The 16024-nt window shown below is 36.0% G+C and carries 16 protein-coding genes; 5 read left to right on the top strand and 11 right to left on the bottom strand.

Features of this window, described 5'->3' with window-relative positions; all coding sequences use genetic code 11:
* From ABIQ27_RS01685 to ABIQ27_RS01675, 3 genes are all read right to left on the bottom strand, one after another.
* On the bottom strand, positions 1 to 868 hold an 868-nt coding region (locus tag ABIQ27_RS01685; RefSeq protein WP_348031458.1), incomplete at its 3' end, for a tetratricopeptide repeat protein.
* A 37-nt stretch (positions 869 to 905) separates the two neighbouring features.
* A complete protein-coding gene (locus ABIQ27_RS01680) occupies positions 906 to 2057 on the bottom strand; it encodes a tetratricopeptide repeat protein (protein ID WP_348031456.1) in 1152 nt (383 codons plus the stop codon).
* A 6-nt stretch (positions 2058 to 2063) separates the two neighbouring features.
* Positions 2064 to 3809, bottom strand: a complete 1746-nt coding sequence (locus ABIQ27_RS01675; protein WP_348031454.1) for a hypothetical protein — start codon at positions 3807 to 3809, stop codon at positions 2064 to 2066.
* 246 nt (positions 3810 to 4055) lie between these two features.
* On the opposite strand from ABIQ27_RS01675, the gene ABIQ27_RS01670 reads away from it, so the two are divergent.
* On the top strand, positions 4056 to 4475 hold the full coding sequence (locus ABIQ27_RS01670) for a glycine zipper family protein (protein ID WP_348031452.1): 420 nt from the start codon (positions 4056 to 4058) through the stop codon (positions 4473 to 4475).
* Between the two features lie 51 nt (positions 4476 to 4526).
* Here ABIQ27_RS01670 and ABIQ27_RS01665 read toward each other — a convergent pair whose 3' ends face one another.
* Genes ABIQ27_RS01665 through ABIQ27_RS01650 form a run of 4 tightly spaced genes read right to left on the bottom strand, consistent with a single transcriptional unit; the run spans position 4527 to position 7375 of the window.
* A complete protein-coding gene (locus tag ABIQ27_RS01665; protein WP_348031451.1) occupies positions 4527 to 4946 on the bottom strand; it encodes a DUF1801 domain-containing protein in 420 nt (139 codons plus the stop codon).
* A 45-nt stretch (positions 4947 to 4991) separates the two neighbouring features.
* Positions 4992 to 6617 carry an amidase gene (locus ABIQ27_RS01660; RefSeq protein ID WP_348031449.1) on the bottom strand — a complete coding sequence of 542 codons (1626 nt, stop codon included), beginning with the start codon at positions 6615 to 6617 and terminating at the stop codon, positions 4992 to 4994.
* Positions 6618 to 6629: 12 nt separating this feature from the next.
* Positions 6630 to 7097, bottom strand: a complete 468-nt coding sequence (locus ABIQ27_RS01655) for a DUF1572 domain-containing protein (protein WP_348031448.1) — start codon at positions 7095 to 7097, stop codon at positions 6630 to 6632.
* Entirely contained in the window at positions 7094 to 7375 is a 282-nt protein-coding gene (locus tag ABIQ27_RS01650) for a hypothetical protein (protein WP_348031446.1), read from the bottom strand. The genes ABIQ27_RS01655 and ABIQ27_RS01650 overlap by 4 nt, the downstream gene beginning before the upstream one ends.
* A gap of 122 nt (positions 7376 to 7497) precedes the next feature.
* On the opposite strand from ABIQ27_RS01650, the gene ABIQ27_RS01645 reads away from it, so the two are divergent.
* Together ABIQ27_RS01645 and ABIQ27_RS01640 are read left to right on the top strand one after the other, a co-directional pair.
* The gene (locus ABIQ27_RS01645) at positions 7498 to 9885 is read left to right on the top strand and encodes a penicillin acylase family protein (protein ID WP_348031444.1); all 2388 of its coding nucleotides are present in this window, start codon (positions 7498 to 7500) and stop codon (positions 9883 to 9885) included.
* 66 nt (positions 9886 to 9951) lie between these two features.
* Positions 9952 to 11292, top strand: a complete 1341-nt coding sequence (locus ABIQ27_RS01640) for an NAD(P)/FAD-dependent oxidoreductase (protein ID WP_348031442.1) — start codon at positions 9952 to 9954, stop codon at positions 11290 to 11292.
* Between the two features lie 75 nt (positions 11293 to 11367).
* Here ABIQ27_RS01640 and ABIQ27_RS01635 read toward each other — a convergent pair whose 3' ends face one another.
* Genes ABIQ27_RS01635 through ABIQ27_RS01620 form a run of 4 tightly spaced genes read right to left on the bottom strand, consistent with a single transcriptional unit; the run spans position 11368 to position 14079 of the window.
* The gene (locus tag ABIQ27_RS01635) at positions 11368 to 11730 is read right to left on the bottom strand and encodes a cupin domain-containing protein (protein WP_348031440.1); all 363 of its coding nucleotides are present in this window, start codon (positions 11728 to 11730) and stop codon (positions 11368 to 11370) included.
* A 10-nt stretch (positions 11731 to 11740) separates the two neighbouring features.
* Positions 11741 to 12184: a nuclear transport factor 2 family protein gene (locus ABIQ27_RS01630; protein WP_348031438.1), complete on the bottom strand. Its 444-nt coding sequence runs from the start codon at positions 12182 to 12184 to the stop codon at positions 11741 to 11743.
* A gap of 5 nt (positions 12185 to 12189) precedes the next feature.
* Complete coding sequence (locus ABIQ27_RS01625) at positions 12190 to 12558, bottom strand: DMT family protein (protein WP_348031436.1); 369 nt, start codon at positions 12556 to 12558, stop codon at positions 12190 to 12192.
* The gene (locus tag ABIQ27_RS01620) at positions 12559 to 14079 is read right to left on the bottom strand and encodes a helicase HerA-like domain-containing protein (RefSeq protein WP_348031434.1); all 1521 of its coding nucleotides are present in this window, start codon (positions 14077 to 14079) and stop codon (positions 12559 to 12561) included. It lies immediately after the preceding gene.
* A 380-nt stretch (positions 14080 to 14459) separates the two neighbouring features.
* Between ABIQ27_RS01620 and ABIQ27_RS01615 the strand changes: the two genes are divergently transcribed.
* Both ABIQ27_RS01615 and ABIQ27_RS01610 read left to right on the top strand, forming a co-directional pair.
* Positions 14460 to 15281 (top strand): MotA/TolQ/ExbB proton channel family protein, encoded by an 822-nt coding sequence (locus ABIQ27_RS01615; protein WP_348031432.1) that lies wholly within the window; start codon positions 14460 to 14462, stop codon positions 15279 to 15281.
* Between the two features lie 44 nt (positions 15282 to 15325).
* On the top strand, positions 15326 to 15961 hold the full coding sequence (locus tag ABIQ27_RS01610) for a biopolymer transporter ExbD (protein ID WP_348031431.1): 636 nt from the start codon (positions 15326 to 15328) through the stop codon (positions 15959 to 15961).
* The last annotated feature ends 63 nt before the right edge of the window (positions 15962 to 16024 follow it).

Below are 16024 nucleotides of genomic sequence, written 5' to 3'. Positions count from 1 at the left end.
TATAATCTTTAGTAGCTCCGTTGCCACCAAAGTAATTGATGTTGCCAACTTGCCTCATGGCACTGATAGATCCTTTTTCCGCAGCTTTTAAATACCATTCTGAAGCTGCTTTATAATTTCTGGGTGTTTCATACTCACCATAATAGTACATATCCCCCATAACATTAATGGCATTAGAAAATCCTTTGTTTGCTGCTTTAGTGATGTATTCTATGCCTTTTGTTTTGTCTTTTGCAACTAATTCATGGCCTTTTAAGTAAAATTTTCCCAAACTCAGTATTCCAAATACGGAACCGGCATTAGCTGATTTTTGAATCCACTCTAATTCGAGTTTTGGGCTTTTTTCAACACCACTGCCACTGCCATACATCAGCCCCAATAAATTCATCGCATGAGAATCACCTTCGCTAATTGCTTTTTGACATACGGCAACAGCTTGTTTGAATCCGGAGGAATCACCATAATAAAGTTCGCGGGCTTTAAAGAAGTTTGGATTGCTGGAATAAATACTAATGCCGTCCATTGTTTTGTAGACTTCTTTGTATTTGTCTTCTATGCCACTTATTTTCTCATATTCTTTTAAATAAAACTTACAGTTTTGATTTAATTTCAGCAGTAAATCGCCTTTATTATGAGGAAACTCTCCAAGTAGTTTTGACTGCGCCATGATACGTAAGTGCATTATTGGAGGGTTTGTTTTCCCAAATTCTTTTTGTGCTTCATCAAGTTTTATAAGCACAGTCTCATAATTGTCTGCTAGGTAGGCTTCCTCGGCCTCTTCATATTTTAACTTGGCAATTGTGGCGTTTTGAGCGGTCACAAAATGACAGCCAAGCAGGAACAGGACGATTGTGATTATTTTTTTCATAAGTCTTTTTAAAAATTATTTGATAACTACTATCAGATTATTTTTTTTTAGATGCATCAGCTTTCTGGCTCCATTCGAGCCCAAGTTTTTCATCTTTTTGTACTCCTAAACCTTTATAATAAAGCTCGCTGATTCTTTTCATGGCTCTTGTAAATCCCTTATCTGCTGCTTTTAAAAACCAGTCCATGGCTGCTGTATAATTTTGTGGAACCCCTTTACCATCCTTGTACATTTCTCCAATTGAAAACATGGCAATTTCATAACCTTTTTGAGCCCCTTTTTTATACCAGGTCATTGCATCTTCAAAACTTTGTGAAACTACACCGGGTTCACCATAATAATATATTCTGCCCAACGAATGCATAGACGGAGTATGTCCTTTATCAGCAGCTTTTCTGTACCATTTCATCGCTTCAAGTATATCTTTTGAAGCACCTTCACCATCTTTATACATATTGCCTATATTATACATGGCACTATTATGTCCCTTTTCGGCGAGTTTTTTATACCAGATCATGGATTCTTCCAAGTTTTTGACAATCCCGTCCTCACCATCATAATAAATCATCGCCAAAAGTTCCATTGCAGCATAATCCCCATCATCCGCAGCTTTTCTGAACCATTTCAACGCTTCAGTTTCGTCTTTTGGAACTCCTTCTCCAAGTGAATGTAGACCGCCAATATTCTCCATAGCTCTGCCATTGCCTTTGTCAGCAGCTTTTTTATACCAATTTAAGGCGTCTGAATAATTTTTATTTTTGTATGCAGTTTCGCCGGACATAAATTCAGGCATTTTGCTCCAGCCATCAACTTCCTGTAATTGATTTATATTTTTCTCAATGGCATATACCAGCTTAAATTTTTCTTGCGGAACAAGTCCATCATTGCTTTTTGCAAATTTCATATAATGTTGAACTTCCTCAATTATCTGTGCAGTAAATTTATTGTCGCTATTTGTATAATCAGAGAGCTTATCCAATGCCTGAATTTTTAAGAAAGATACATTAGGTGACCATTTACCAATTAATTCATTGGTTTTATTGAGTTTTGTTATGGCTTCTTCAAAATTACTTTCCGAAAACGCGGCTTCAGCTTCCTCAAATTCAATTTTTGCTTTAAGTTGATTCTGTGAAAAGCTGAAATGTACTGATGCTAAAGACACTAAAATTATTGCGATTATTTTTTTCATTAATTATTATTTAACAGGATTTCCCCAAAAATCTACTTCAACTTCTTTTGTGGTTGCTTTTGCCTCTTTTTTAGCTGCAGGTTTTGGCACCGTTTTTTTATCAGTAGCAGGCGTTGATGGATTTCCCCAAAAATCAACTTCATTGGAAGCAGCAGGAGTTTCCTTTTTCACCGGTTGTTCAGCATTTCCCCAAAAGTCAGCATTTGAGTTAGCTGCAGTGGTTGATTTTTTACCGGCATATTGAATGTTGCTTATGATAAAACCGCTTCTGGTGGCTTTGGAAACAAAATATTGTTGACTTTGTTGCGCTTCTTCTTCACTTACGAAGAATCCTGCTAAAGTGAGTGGCAGTACTTTGATAGTTTTCGAGATGTTTTCCATCACGCCTGTTTTGAATGGCCAAGTGCCATCTCCAAATTTGGCAATAGGAAACACATTTGAAATACTAATTTTTGGAGAATCTTCTTCAACTTGAGCAGGGTTATAACTGTATACAAAAAAGTAGACTTCCGAAACATCTTTTGCCTGAGAGGAAAGTGGAGTTTTACCATCAGGATAATTGGCAATCAATGATTTTCTATTGGTAACTAATTTTGCCTTTTCGACTTTAATATTATAAGCTATTTCAGCTTTACGGTCAGATTCAAGCAATCGGGCCATTTCTTCTTGTTCTTCTCTCTGCTGCCGGGCTTCACTATTAGCCGCCCATTGGTTTAATATTGATGTTGCTGCGCCAAGTACAACTTCTGTATCGCTTGATTTAGTACTAGTTCCCATCGGATTTACATAATTTCCAAAAGTTGCCGACTCATTAATCTTGGCAATAGAATCCCGTTCTCTTTGAATTTTTTCATTCCCTTTGGCAATACGTTGATTAGAACTTGTTATTTGTTCATTCTCTTTTAATGTTGTCAGCGTTTGATTATAATATTCAGTTGATATTTTTTGTTTTGTCCCATTTTCATATAACATATAGGACTCTCCGTTTTGCTGGTAAACTTGTGCATTACCTTTTCCCGTTACTTCTATTTTATTGGAGTACACTATAGGTTCCTCATTCTTGTTCGATGAATAAGCAGACGAAGTTGTCTTTGTGGTAGTTTGATTACTAGTGGTTTTTGGCTTAGTAGAATTTGAATTAGAGCTGGAATTTGAATTTGAAGAAGCGCTACTTACAGGATTAACTGTTTCTTTTTCTTTAGGCTTTGTTAACTCACGTATTTTATTCTCAATTTGGTTCGTTCCACTAAACATTAGACCAACCACTTTAACATACACATTCACTTCAGAAGCAGTAGCATCTTTATCAATTGGTCCGAATGTCTCGGTCATCCCGCTAACGTTTTTTGTCCATGATTTTGAACCATAAGTAACGATAACCTCAAACCTTACGTTTGTTGCTCTGACGGGAACAAAGAGCTCATAACCTAAATCCTGATTATATTTCTTGCCGTTATAGTTATAGCTGTGTGTGTAACTCGGGTTCGAATCAGCAGCAGTGCTTTGTGTTTTTTTAATATCTAAAATTATATTAGCTGAAACGTCATATCTATCTATCCTGATTCTTGGGGTTACCAAAAAAGCAGATTCCGATAAACCATTTAAATTTGAAGGCAAATAATAGTTACATATAACCGTACTGAATTCTTTATGATTGTTCTCATTCTGGCTATATAAGTTGTGGGATAGACAGATTAATACAATTATTAAATAAAAAGAGGCTGTTCTATTTATTCGTTGTTTTATAATCATAAATGTAGGTATTTATTGAAATATTAATTTCAAATATAGCTTAAAAATTCTTATTTTAAAGTATTTGTACTTTTCCATAAAGTGATTGATATGATTACTGCCATAAATAATGGCATGGAAGTTGGAAAATGAGATTAGCTTTCAAAGAAAATAGAGCATTAATTCTATAAGTTTTAATTAAAATCATGTAAATACTGTAACAGCCTTTTGCTATTACTTTGCATGTAACCCTTAAATGTATTTATTATGAAAAATTTAATAATGATTATAGCAGTCGCAGGAGTTTTAAGTTTAAGCTCGTGCAAAAACACAGATAAACAAGGCGTGATAACTGATGATGTACATCAGGCTACTATTGATTCAATGCAACAAGTTGCCGAGAAGCAACGTATTATCGATTCAATGCAAATTGTAAATCAAAATAATATTGAAAGAGAAAAACAAGTAGTAGTTGTCCATGATCAAGCAGCAGCACCAGCGGCAGCAACTCCACAAAGAAAAAAATGGAGTGGCGCAGCTAAAGGAGCTGTAATTGGAGCTGGAGTTGGAGCGGTAACAGGCGCTATTGTCAGCAAGAAAAAAGGTGAAGGAGCCATAATTGGTGGTTTGGCCGGAGCTGCAGTAGGAGCAGGAACAGGAGCCGTTATTGATGGTAAGAAAAAATAATTTGCACCCGCTATATATATTTCAAGAAAGCCTAGTTTTATCTGGGCTTTCTTATTTGTCGGGATATTTTGATGAGATATAATGTATCGAAGCTCTGGTCAATTCTTCCAAAATAGAAAGGTTAATATCTTCGAGTTTTTTTACATAAACACAGGCTTTACCCGATTTATGCTTCCCAAGTTTTTCTAATAATTGTTCTCTGTTCTTAAATTCTGCAAAATAAAATACAATAGCATCTTTTCGTGGTGAAAATGCAGCTATGGGCATATCGCCTTCATGACCGCTATCATATTTATAGTGATAATTGCCAAAACCAATAATTGTCGGACCCCACATTTTTGCTTCGCAACCTGTAATCATTTTGAAAAACTCTACCAATTGAAAGCTGTCATTTCTTTTGACTTCATTATCCACTTTTTGAATAAATTCGGTAACATTGACTTCGGTTGCTTTCGTTTTAATTTCTGCCATAACTGTAATTTCTATTAATATGGGTATATGATTATACTAAAACCATCATCCCAAAAATGCTTTCTTAAACTCTGGTTTCACTCTATGTTTAGTTGCTTGTTCGAAGGCAAATGCTAAAGCAATAATTTCACCTTCACGATAAGCACCGCTAAAAAACGATAAACCTACAGGCAACTCATATACTTTTCCACACGGCACACTAATATGAGGATAGCCACTCATTGCTGCAGGAGCAGTCAGGAAAACATCGCCCCAACGATCACCATAAATTGTATCAATACTGCATGACGGTCCCATTGTTAATCCGGTTATGGCATCGAGCTTGTTTTTTTTAATTACGTTGTCTAAAATTTGTTTCGTTCCGTTGTGACTTTTGGACAATGCTTTGGTATAAGCAGCAGCATCCAAACCTTTTTTGGCTTCACACATTTCTAAGATTTCCTGTTTAAATGTGGGCATGGCTTTGTCTTCGTTTTGTTTGTTAAAGGCAATAACTTCTGATAAAGTTTTTATTTTAGCATTAGTATTGGATAAATAGTTATTTACACCATATTTGAATTCATATTTCATTACTTCAACCTCATCATTACCTAAAGCATTTACACTGTCTAAGTATTCAATTTCCACAATTGTAGCACCTTGATTTTTCAGTATATCCAATGCTTTTTCTTGTAGTTGATTGAGAAATTGATTGGTATATTTTTTCTTTTCGACTCCAATTCTTTTACCTTTCAATCCATTGGCATCAAGAAACTTGGTGTACTTGACAACTTTGCCAACACTTTCTTTAGTCACAGCATCGCTTTCATCAACTCCAGCCAAAACTTCCAATAATATAGCAGCATCGGTAACGGTTCTGGTCAATGGCCCTGCCGTGTCTTGCGTATGCGAGATAGGAATAATGCCCGAGCGACTAACCAAACCAACAGTCGGTTTAATCCCGACAGCTCCATTCACTGAAGCCGGACAAGTAATCGAACCATCTGTTTCGGTGCCAACAGCAATGGCACATAAATTAGCAGCCACCGCTGAACCAGAACCTGAACTCGACCCGCAAGGCGAATGGTCTAAGATATATGGATTTTTAGTTTGTCCGCCACGGCTACTCCAGCCCGAACATGAATTGGATGAACGAAAATTGGCCCACTCACTCAAATTTGTTTTTCCTAATAAAACTGCACCTGCATCTCTCAATCTTTGAACAATAAAAGCATCTTTCTTTGCTATGTTTCCTTCTAAAGCGAGTGCTCCCGCTGTAGTCATCATTTTATCTGCAGTATCAATATTGTCTTTTATCAGTATAGGAATGCCATGAAGCGTGCCTCTAATCTTGCCCTCTTTACGTTCTTTATCCATCGCTTTAGCAATGTTTAAAGCATCAGGATTGAGCTCAATAATCGCATTTAGTTTTGGTCCATTTTTATCTATGGCTTCTATGTGGTCAAGGTATAATTTGGTAATTTGTTCCGAAGTATAATCGCCTTTAGTCATTTTATCCTGAAGTTCCGTTACGGTCATTTCATTCAACTCAAAATCATCATCGGCATTATCAGTTTTGTTTGTCGTCGCTGGTTCTGTTTTCTTGTCAGAACAGGAAGATGTGACAAATAAAGTTGTAGTTAAACCTGCTACAGCCAAGCTGGTATTGGTCAAAAAAGCTCTTCTTTTCATGTGAATTGATTTTTAAATTAACAACATTTTTTTCAGCAAAACGATTTGTCCCAAATGATAATAACTGTGCTCAATCATCGCATCGATATTCCGACGATAGGTTCCATATTTTGCATCAACGAATACTGAATCTAATTTTTCATCAGGCATTTGTTCAATCAAAGAAGCAAATTCTTCGGAGTCATTCCAAAACTTTGATAAAAAAACTTCCCAATCATCTTGAGATTGAATAAGTGGAAAATCAAAACTATACGCGTCTCTTATATCCAAAGTTCCGCCATTAAAGACATTATTAATTCCGCTGATGTAATAATGAATATGCTGCGCCAAAATGGCAATCGTATTTAAAGAAGCCACTTGTTTTGTGGTAACTTCCCAATCCAAATCAGCTAATTGATGTTTGTAGTTGGTATTAGCAACCCAGATTCCGTTAAAAATAATTTCCCTAAAACGATTTGCGATTTCTTCTGTGCTATTCATTTTTTGCGTTTTATAATTTTTCCATCATCAAAGTTTTCGTCATATTCCAGTTTATCATTTCGGTCATAGCGAATGAAATTGCCGTGTTTCATGCTGTTTTTAAAATGACCAATTTGCCAAAGCTGACCAGTTTCACGGTAAAAAATCCACTTGTCCTCCATCAGGTTATTGATAAAATTTCCCTGCGCTTTTAGTTGCCCATTTTTATAAAAATAAGTTAGCTGATTGCCTTTCTGTTCGGAAATTATCTTGCCGTTTGCATATTTGTTATCTTTCATATTCTCAAATTGTTTAGCTAAGATATAAAATTATATGCGCTTATAATGGCTAAATCAAATTCACAAATAACCAAATAACCAAATCCACAATTCGTTATATTTGTTTACCAAACATTCTCGCCATGAAAATAATAAAGAAAATAATTCTCGTTCTAGTAAGCCTTATTGTCTTAATTGCTCTTGCCTTATTTATATTTCTTCAAACCACAAAGCCAAAATACGAAGGTGAAGAGAATTTAGCTGCTATTTCCAAACCCACAACTGTTTATTTTGATGAATATGGTGTGCCGCATATTTATGCCGATACTCAAAAAGATGCGATGACAACTTTGGGTTATGTTCATGCTCAGGACAGATTATGGCAAATGGAATTGATGCGTCGCATTGCTCCAGGAAGACTTTCAGAAATCTTTGGAACACCAGCTTTAAAAACGGATAAATTCTTCTCCGGCATTGGCATCGATGAAAACTCTAAACAAGCAGTTGCCAATCTCGATAAGAATTCACAAACCTATATTTTGGCAAACGCTTATCTGGACGGAATCAATCAATATATCGAACATGGAACAACACCGGTTGAATTGAGATTACTCGGAATCAAACAGGAAAAATTCACTTTGAAAGATGTGTACAATATCTTCGGATTTATGTCTTTTAGTTTTGCGATGGCTCAAAAAACAGATCCATTATTAACGGATATTCGAGACCGTTTCGGGATTGAATATCTGCGGGATTTCGGTATTCATGGTGAATTAGGAACCAAACAATTGAAATCCTATAAAGGCGAATACAAGGAATATGCAGCCATATCAAAATCAGTTACCGTTTTATTAGAAACTTCACCTGTTCCGGCTTTTATCGGAAGCAATAGTTGGGTAATTAGCGGAGCTAAAACCAAAAACGGAAAAGTAATTTTGGCCAACGATCCACATATTATGTATTCGCAGCCGGGAACCTGGTACGAGGCACACATTGTTTGCCCGGATTATGAAATTTATGGCTATTATGTAGCTGGAACGCCATTTCCGCTTTTGGGACACAATCATAACTATGCTTATGGATTGACGATGTTTGAAAACGATGATGTCGATTTCTTTCAGGAAGAAGACAATCCGAATAATGATAAGCAATACAAAACAGTTGATGGTTATAAAAACTATACGTATCAGCAAAAAACTATCAAAGTCAAAGACAGCGCTGACTTTAAGCTAAACGTTAAAACCTCGCAACACGGACCAGTTGTAAGTGGTTTGTTAGACGGATTGAAACAGGAGAAATCAGTTGCCATATCATGGATTTACACACAACAGAAAAGCCAAATCCTTGATGCTGTTTATCAATTATCACATGCTAAAAATTTGGAAAGTTTCCACAAAAACATTGAATTAATAAAAGCGCCGGGATTAAACATTATGTATGGCGATGCCAAAGGAAACATTGCCTGGATAACTTCTGGCAAACTTTACAAAGTTGATAAAAGTGTCAATACAAATTTTATTTTAAATGGTGCCAATGGCATTGATGAAAAGAAAGAATGGTTGCCATTTGCCAAAAATCCCGCAGCTATAAATCCGCCATGGAATTATGTTTACACCGCCAACAATCAGCCCGAGGCAATTGACGGTTATCTGTATCCTGGTTATTATCTTCCAAAAGACAGAGCGACGAGAATCGACGATTTGTTATCGCCAAAAAATGATTGGACCAAAGAAGATGTTTCCAAAATGATTACCGATAATACATCGGCGACAGCTGGAACGATTGTAGCTAATATGACTAAGCCATTGGATGTTTCCAAATTTTCTGAAAATGAAAAGCAAGCATTGAATGTTTTAAAAACATGGAAAGCCACTCATAATCTGGAAGATATTGCACCAACTATCTACAACAAATGGATTTATTTTTACTTCAAAAATACCTTTGAAGATGAATTAGGTGAAGAAAATTTCAAGTTATTATTAAGCACACATATCATCAAGCAGGTAATTGAAAACCAAAGCCAGAATGCAACTTCAGTTTGGTGGGACAACATCAATACCAAAAACAAAAAAGAAATGCAGGCAGATATTTTGAAACAATCTTTCAAGGAAGCAGTCGCTTCATTAGAAACTCAATTAGGCTCTGATGTTAAACAATGGCAATGGGCGAAAGTGCATAAAGTGGAATTCCAGCATCCAATTGGGAAAGTGAAATTATTTAGCAAGTTTTTCAATGTTGGAACATTTGGCATAGCTGGCACCAATGAAGTTATCGATAACCAAATGTTTATTTATACGGATGATGCCGAAATTAATGTCAAAGGCGGACCATCAACAAGACGTATCATTGATTTCTCTGATATTGAAAACAGTTGGAGCGTATTGCCAACAGGACAATCAGGAAACCCAATGAGCAAACATTATGATGACCAAGCCAATTTATTTGTCAAAGGAAAATTCAGAAAAATGAAACTCAACAAAAAGGAAATTATCAAAACATCGACTAAACTGATTTTTAAACCAAAGCAATAAGTCAAAAAAAACATTCGTGTATTCGTGGCAAACACTTAAATTTGCAAAACCGTTTAGTAAAAATAAATGCAAACTCCACAAAAAATTGCTGTTGTTGGTTCGGGCTTAGTCGGGACTTTATTGGCAATATATCTCAAAAAACAGGGCCACACGGTTCATGTTTATGACAGAAGTCCGGATATCAGAACGGTTGAATTCTCCGGACGTTCCATTAATTTAGTGATGTCAAATCGTGGCTGGAAAGCCATGGAAGATGTTGGTCTTGATGATGAAATCCGAAAAATTGGAATTCCCGTTGATAAACGGGCCATCCACATGAAAGACGGAAAACTCAATTATCAATATTATGGCAAAGATGGTGAAGCTATTTTTTCATTGTCGAGAGGCGTTTTAAACCGGAGAATGATTGATTTGGCAGAAGCCGAAGGCGTTGAATTCTTTTTTGAGCATAAAATCTGGGATGTTACTTTATCAACGGCAACACTTCATATTGGAGATTCTGAAAGAGGCGAATGGACCGAATTGAAATACGATAAATGCTTTGGTGCCGATGGTGCTTTCTCCAGAATCAGACACAGAATGCAGCGTCAGAGTATGTTTAATTACTCGCAGGAGTTCATGAAAATGGGCTATAAAGAATTGCACATTCCTGCAAACCCTGACGGAACGCATAAGATTGATAAAAATTCACTACACATCTGGCCTAGAGGCAATTTCATGCTGATGGCTTTGCCAAATCTGGATGGTACTTTTACCTGCACTTTGTTTATGCCATTTGAAGGAGAAAATTCGTTTGAAGAATTAAAAAACGAAGCAGCCTTGGTTGATTTCTTTGCTAATTATTTTCCCGATACTGCTGCAGTTATTCCCGATTTGGTGGAAGATTTTTTCAAAAACCCAACCAGTTATTTGGTGATGATGAAATGTTTTCCCTGGACATTTGAAGACAAAGTGGCACTAATTGGCGATTCTGCTCATGCCATTGTGCCTTTTTATGGTCACGGAATGAATGCCGGTTTTGAAGACATTACTATTTTGAATGAGATGATTTCAAAATATGGTGATGATTGGGAAACGATTTTTAAGGAATACGAAACATCCAGAAAACCAAATGCTGATGCAATTGCAGAACTGTCATTCCGAAACTTTATGGAAATGAGTTCCAAAACAGCCGATGAGAAATTCTTATTGCAAAAGAAGATAGAAAAATGGTTCTCGGATAAACATCCTGATAAATGGGAGCCTTTGTACAGCAGAGTGACTTTTAGCCTTCATCCTTATTCAGAAGCGTTAGCGCTTGGCGATCTGCAGAATAAAATCATGGAAGAAGTGATGCAAATGCAAAACATAGAAGAAAAATGGAACAGCAAAGAAGTGGAAAATAAGATTATTGAACTACTGAAATAGTTTCAATATCAAAAATCAATATCAATTTCAATAATTAAATATTTTGATTGCCATTTCGATTGTTATTGAATTTTTTTAATCTTCTCGGTGCACTTTGGTAAAATCAAAAGCAGGTTTGCAAATCGCAATATATTCACACGCTTCGTCAAACGGATTTGAATATTGCACTCGCGTATTCTTTTCAATTTTGATGGATTGCCCAGCTTCTAAAATTACTGTTTCACCTTCAATGATGAATTGCTTTTTCCCCGAAATGATATAAGTGTATTCTTCAAACTCCGGAGTTTGAAAGGGTTCGCTCCATTTTGGTGGAGCAATCATATGAGCAATGGAGATTTCAGGATTTCCTGTAGTTGCAATGCCGTGATGCTCTTCGATAGTTTTTCCATCGGTTGTTGGCACAACGAATGGCGATTTTTGGATGAAGTATTTTTTCATTTGCTAAATATTAATCCCAAACAAATTTCCAGTTTCCATCTTTTTGTTTCTTCCAAACGGTATGAAAGCGGCCTTTAAATTTTTTTTTATTTCCCAGCGAATCGGTTGTTGTCCAAACAAATTTTCCATAGGTATAAGCCATAGTTCCGTCGTTAGATACATCAACAAAATCAGGCTTCCAGGTTACAGTTGCTTTTTTGAATTTTGGATCATTAAAAAAGGTTTTTATGGCTTCTTTGCCCTGAATCAGTGAATCGTTGTCGCGCTTAATCACAGCATTGCTGTCTGCAAAAGTGTAGAAAGCTTCCTGAATTCCCTTGGTTTGAGCCAGATTCTTAAAATCATCTTCTGCTTTAAAGACTTCCGCTTTTAGAGCTTCCGGATTAACAGAATCAGGTTTTTTGTTACAACAAATGAGTAACATCGTTAACGAACAAAGAATAATTTTTTTCATGTTTTCTATTTTTTAAATACAAAGTAAACTGCCAATATCAAAAAGCAAAAACCAACAGCGTGATTCCATCGAAAGCTTTCATTTTTAAAGAAAAGCAATGAGAAAACAACAAATATCACTAAGGTAATTACCTCTTGTATAACTTTGAGCTGCATCAGCGAAAATGGACCGCCGTTGCCTTCATAACCAATTCTGTTGGCCGGAACCTGAAAAAAATATTCAAACAAAGCCAATCCCCAACTGATTAAAACTATCGTAATCAAACCGGCATTTTCAAACCACTTGAGTTCTTTGAATTTCAAATGGCCATACCAGGCCAATGTCATAAAAACATTTGATAATATCAGCAAAACAATGGTCAAATATCCTTTCATTTATTTTCTGAATATTTTACTCAAAACTCCAAAAACACCACGAATAAAAGTTGCGCTTGTTACCACTTTCACTACCGATTTTCCAATAACAGAAGCCGTGCTTGGCTCATTGCTTTTCTTTTCTTTAGTTTGTGCTTCTTCTGCCTGAGCTTCCGCTTGTTGGACAGCACTTTCAATCTTTTTGGCTAATATTTCATAAGCACTTTCGCGGTCAATTTCTTCATCATATTTTCTGACCAATTTAGATTTAACGTTGATTTCAGAAATTTCAGCATCAGTTAAAACATCCATTCTGCTCATTGGTGCGCGCATCATTGTTGCTGCTAATGGTGTTGGAATTCCTTTTTCATTCAAAGCAGTTACAAATGCTTCTCCAATCCCTAAACTGGTCAATACTTCATCAGTTTTATAGTAAATTGAGCTCGGATAATTATCGGCAGTTTGCTTGATGGCTTGTCTGTCATTTGCTGTGAACGCACGTAATGCATGTTGGATTTTTAATCCCAATTGCGCCAAAACACTAGCCGGAACATCCATTGGATTTTGCGTAACAAAGTAGACGCCAATGCCTTTGGAACGGATTAATTTGATAATAGTTTCAATTTGGTCTAACAACGCTTTGCTCGCTTCGTTAAAAATCAAATGCGCTTCATCAATGAAAATCACCAATTCGGGCTGTTCTGCATCGCCTTTTTCGGGCATTTGCTGATAGATTTCTGCTAACAAGCTCAGCATGAAAGTTGAGAATAACTTTGGTTTATCCTGAATATCCGTCAGGCGGATGATGTTTACATAACCTTTTCCGTTTTCATCAAAGCGCAGTAAATCATCGATTTCAAATGATTTTTCGCCAAAGAATAAATCGCCGCCTTGCTGTTCTAACTCGATAATCTTACGAAGAATAATTCCTGTCGTAGAAGTTGAAATCTTTCCGTAGTTTTCTTCAATTTCTTCTTTTCCTTCTTCAGTGATGTAATTTAGCACTTTTTTAATGTCTTTCAAATCCAGAAGAGGCATTTGCTTGTCGTCGCAATATTTGAAAATAACAGAAACAACCCCAGTTTGTGTGTCATTCAAATCGAGAATTCTCGAAAACAAAACCGGGCCAAACTCTGAAACCGTTGCGCGAAGCCGAACGCCATTTTGCTGCGAAAGCGACATCAATTCTACAGGAAATGAAGCAATGGAATAAGGAATGTTTATTTTAGCATGACGTTCGGTGATAAAGGGTTTTTCTTCTCCTTCTTTGGCAATTCCCGAAAAATCACCTTTGATATCCATCATCAAAACTGGAATTCCGAAGGAAGATAGCTGTTCAGACAGCACCTGAATGGTTTTTGTTTTTCCTGTTCCGGTAGCACCAGCAATTAATCCATGACGGTTTAGGGTTTTTAAAGGAACTTTTACAAAAGTATCAGCAACTGGTTCGCCATTTAAAATGGCACCGCCAAGCGTAATGCTTTCTCCTTTTGAAGCGTAGCCTTCGTTAATATGTTTGCTAAAGTCTGCTGCTGTTGCCATTTGATATTTTTTAGATTATAAAGATATTACAAAGTAATGTATTTTTTCAAAAGCAAGGAAATGTTAATTGTTTTCAAATTGGGATAAAAATGTTTAATTTTAAATAAATAAAAAAAGTTTTGTTAAAAAATACATTTTCAGTGCTTTTCACGTTATACATATAAATATGCATTAAAACACTAATAATCAATTGTATTTTTATGTTATATCTAATGATTGTTTGTAATGACTGAATAACGCATGAAATACGATTTAGTGGGATGCAGTATTTATGTTAAAAAAAGTTTTTTTATTAAAAGTAAAAAATTAAATTTGCTCCTAATCAAGTTTATTAACAACTAAAACTTATAAATTAATTAAAACTATTAAAATTTAAAAAAATGGCAAACGTTAAAAAAGAAGGCGGTTCAAAAGGTGTTGGTATGATCTCAGGAATCATTATCGCAGCATGTATTTTTGTTGGATGGATTATTTGGTACTTTATCATGGGTAATGGTGCTAATTTCGAAGGTGGTGTAAACACAGGTCACCCGATTGCAGGAAATTATTTGGCGATGGTATACAAAGGAGGTCCAATTGTGCCGGTTTTGATGGGATTATTATTAATGGTAATTGTATTCTCATTTGAGCGTTATGCAGTTATTTCAAAAGCAGCAGGTAAAGGAAACCTGGATACATTTATGAAAACTGTCACAGCTGATATCAAAGGAGGAAAAATTGACGAGGCTATCAACGCTTGTGATAAACAACAAGGTTCTGTTGCAAATGCAGTGAAATCAGCATTAGTGAAATATCAGGAAGTAAAAGCTGAAGGATTCAATAGCGAAGATGCAGCAGAAACTATCCGTGAGGAAATTGAAGAAGCTACAGCTCTTGAAATGCCAATGTTAGAGAAAAATTTAACTATCATTTCTACATTAGTTTCTCTTGGAACACTTGCCGGATTATTAGGAACGGTAACAGGGATGATTAAGGCGTTTGGTGCGTTAGCTTCTACTGGAACTCCAGACCAGGCTGCGTTAGCAAATGGTATTTCTGAAGCACTTATTAATACTGCAACAGGTATCTCTACTTCTGCGTTAGCAATCGTTATGTACAACTTCTTTACATCTAAAATTGACACTTTGACTTACTCTATTGATGAAGCAGGTGCAACTATCGTGAACACGTACAGAAAATTCAGAGGAAGTTTAAAAAAATAATACAGTTATAGAAATTCTATGATTGTGATAAAAACAAATAAATAATGGGTAAAGTAAAAATGTCCAAAAAGTCAACATCCATCGATATGACGGCGATGTGTGACGTAGCATTCCTTTTGCTTACATTCTTTATCTTAACGGCGACGGCCAAAGTGCCTGAACCACTTCCTGTAGACACACCTTCTTCAACTGTGCAGACCAAATTACCTGAAACAGGGTTGGTAACAATCACGGTTGGTAAAAGCGAAGGACAAGACAGAGTGTTTTTTGGAATGAAAGATAGGGCTATTCGCTCGGGTGCTTTAGACTATATGGCTTCGAAATATAAAGTGGATTTCACTGATGAGGAAAAAACACAATTCGCTCTAATAGACGAATTTGGTGTTCCTCTTGGTGGATTGAAACAACTATTAGCTATGAAAGCATCCGATAGAGCTAAAAAAGGAGTACAGCCTGGAATCCCTACTGATTCGATAGGTGATAACAATCAATTACAAGATTGGATACAAGGAGCAAGAAAAGCAAATATTGAAAATGGAGGAACGAAAGAACTTCAATTTGCAATTAAAGGCGATGCTAAGGAAGAATATCCTCAAATCAAAAGAGTGATGGATATTTTGCAGGATCAAAAAATCAATAGCTTTAATTTAGTTACTGGTTTAAGAGGAAAAGATTATTAATATTTAATAATAATATAAAATGGCTGAATTAAATACCGGCGACTCCGGTAAAAAAGGCGGTAA

It is taken from the genome of Flavobacterium sp. (assembly GCF_039916025.1).
In the GTDB taxonomy this organism is placed as follows: domain Bacteria; phylum Bacteroidota; class Bacteroidia; order Flavobacteriales; family Flavobacteriaceae; genus Flavobacterium.
This window is presented reverse-complemented; position numbering and strand designations above follow the sequence as displayed.